Here is a 2,881-nt window from a genome sequence, read left to right on the forward strand (position 1 = left end):
TGCTCACGCACTCGAGCCATTTAGTCCAACACCCTCTCATTAGCCTCAGTGTTGCCATTTAGATAAAAAAATCAGCATGTTTGTGTATATGCATGATGATTAAGAGTTAGCACGTTTTTGCCCCATTGTTTGTTGATGCAATTATTCAGAAGCAGATAGTGTCACTGGAATTGCTGTACTTATATTTATGGTAAGAAGAGGAAATAATAAATGAAAGGATGCGACCATAAATAAACCTAACTTCAGGAAAAGTGCCCCGTAGAAACGCATAGCTATGCGTTTCTAGATCTTAGATGGTGAACTACAGTTGATACTTCGCCTGCCATTTCGTAATACGAGCTTTATCACGATTTTCGTAGGACTGAATTGCTGGCAATAGCTCTAAGTTGAACTCTTTTTCATTATCATGACTTATAGCCGTAAGAAGCATAGTATACCAAGCGGTGACTCCCCCCTGCGGCGGTGACTTAAATTTTGGAAAGTCAAATGTAACACCTTCTCCCTCTAACCATTCATTTGGTAAATCAGGTCTGAGTATCAATGCTCGCCCAAGACCAATTGAGTCCGCTGCATTTATAGATAAGGCATCTATTACTTGCTCCCGCTTTTTAAAGCCCCCCGTCACCACTAAAGGAATATTTGTTAATCCTTTAGCCTTTACTGAAAAATCAATGAAGTACGGGCCGTTTGAAGCGCTGTCAGAGCTGGATTTTGCCCCAGGAAAATATGATCCGCCACTTATCTCAATCAAATCAATAGAGGTTGTGTTGAGAAGGGAAATGACCTCTAGTGCGTCTTCTTGAGTTAAACCACCTTCGAGCTGATCTGAGCAATTTATTTTTATACCAATAGGGAAAGTACCTCCAACAGTACTTCTCACTTCCGCAATTACTTCAATAATAATACGGGAACGGTTTTCTACCGACCCTCCATATAGATCCGTTCGATGATTAAAGAGTGGTGATAAAAACTGACTTAGTAGAAACCCGTGGCCTGCATGAATCTGTACGCCAGTAAATCCTGCTTGTTTCGCAATTGCTGCGGATTTAGCAAACTGATGTGGTAATAAGGCTATGTCTTGCTCAGACATCCCCTCACACTCGAAATCTCCAATACAAAGAGCTGATGGCCCTTTGGGTTTACTCAACGGTTGATACGCCAATCCACCTGCATGCCCAAGTTGGGGCCAGATATGTGCGTTATTAATTGCAGCACGTGAGGTCAATGCTTGTAGCTCTTTAATATCAGACTGTTCGGATAATACGAGATTTCCTGGATTTTCTGGAAATAGTGCGTCAATTTGAACCTCTCCAACGACCGATAACCCAATACCGCCCTCTGCCCAGCGTTCATAGAGTCGAGACTGTGCCTGAGTAGGGTTTCCCTCTCCATCAGCAAGTGAGTCAGACATTGCTGATTTCATTAGACGGTTTTTAATGATGGCGCCACATGGGAGCTCTAAAGGACGGTTAAGTAAGTTTTCGGTGTGTAATGGTTGGGTCATATCTGCCTCTCTGAGCACCATTGTTATGAATAACAGTAGAGACATTGTTCCAGACTTTAAGTAAACTAAAAAGACACTAATAATTAATATACTTTTAAAAAATATTTAATAATGAATACGTCAGATCTCTATCTATTCATTCGAATCGTGGAAACGGGCAGCATAACCGAGGCTGCAAACCAACTGAGTCTTACTCCTGCAGCAGTCAGCACTGCGCTGAAAAGACTCGAAAAACAGTTAGAGGTACAACTACTTATCAGAACAACCAGACAACTGAGAATAACGCCACAAGGAGAGCAGTTCTTGTTTCATTGCCGTCAGGCACTAGCTAGTTTGGAACAAGGTCGTATAGCCGCACATCAGACACAAGGAAAAGTAAGTGGTAATCTCAGATTGTCCGTCTCATCTGATTTGGGCCGCAATACACTTTTGCTGTGGATAGAAGAGTTATTGAATGAGCACCCTTTATTATCGATTGATCTGACAGTAGGCGATTCTATTTCAGATTTTTTTCTCGAACAGGTTGGTATGGCTCTTCGCTATGGGAAGCCAGAAAATTCATCGATGGTTTCATTTCATATCGCGACCATGAGCAGGATCACTTGCGCCTCTCCAACCTATATATCTAGATATGGAGAGCCAATGCATCCTGAAAACTTGAGGGAGCATAATTGCTTATTACACCGCAAGGCTGGTCGCCTGTTTAACTGTTGGGAGTACGCTAACCACTCTGGTACATACAAGGTTAAAGTAGGTAGTAACCGAATCAGCAATGATACCGATATAGTTCGTAGATGGGCAGTTAATGGCAAAGGAATAGCATATCGCTCTCAGATAGATCTCTACTCAGATCTTAGTAGTGGGCAACTTGTACAGCTTTTACCAGACTTTGAATCACCATCGGTTGAGCTAAATCTAATCTGTCCAAGCCGAGAGCAGGTTAGTCCTGCTGTTATTGCTTTTCGGGAGTTGCTTAGGAGGAAGGTATCTCAAATCGTTTCCTCATAAACTTGTTGAATAACCATGCAGTATCTCACCATTAAAAATAGTAGCCGTCAAAATCAGCCATGTTTGGAATTGTTCAGAACCGACCAAAAATACCTCCTGTCGAAACTACTGCATTTTTATTTTTGGGATACGAGAAGTTATCCAAAGATTGGAGACTGTCTGTTGCTGCTAAATCGGAATTGTCCAAAAACGTGTTAAACCTGATCGAGGTGGATGCTTATCGATCGCTAAAGTCAGGTGGGTAATCTTTTAAGGCTAACAGATACACAACTGCTTAAAAGGTGAACCATGAGTGTTTGCGAGACGACCGTCCATCCCATGGACGGGATGTTCGAGCATCCAAGGATGGACTTGCTGCGTGTCGTAGCG

At 42.3% G+C, this 2,881-nt stretch carries 2 protein-coding genes; one reads left to right on the forward strand and one right to left on the reverse strand.

Going from position 1 to position 2,881, the window contains the following annotated elements; all coding sequences use genetic code 11:
* Positions 1 to 301: 301 nt before the first annotated feature.
* On the reverse strand, positions 302 to 1,504 hold the full coding sequence (locus H5073_RS17775) for an NADH:flavin oxidoreductase/NADH oxidase family protein (RefSeq protein ID WP_046224477.1): 1,203 nt from the start codon (positions 1,502 to 1,504) through the stop codon (positions 302 to 304).
* A 111-nt stretch (positions 1,505 to 1,615) separates the two neighbouring features.
* Here H5073_RS17775 and H5073_RS17780 point away from each other — a divergent pair, with 111 nt between their 5' ends.
* Positions 1,616 to 2,512, forward strand: coding sequence for a LysR family transcriptional regulator (locus H5073_RS17780; RefSeq protein ID WP_182680898.1), 897 nt, complete (start codon positions 1,616 to 1,618; stop codon positions 2,510 to 2,512).
* The last annotated feature ends 369 nt before the right edge of the window (positions 2,513 to 2,881 follow it).

Source organism: Shewanella sp. SR44-3, from assembly GCF_014163735.1.
In the GTDB taxonomy this organism is placed as follows: Bacteria; Pseudomonadota; Gammaproteobacteria; order Enterobacterales; family Shewanellaceae; genus Shewanella.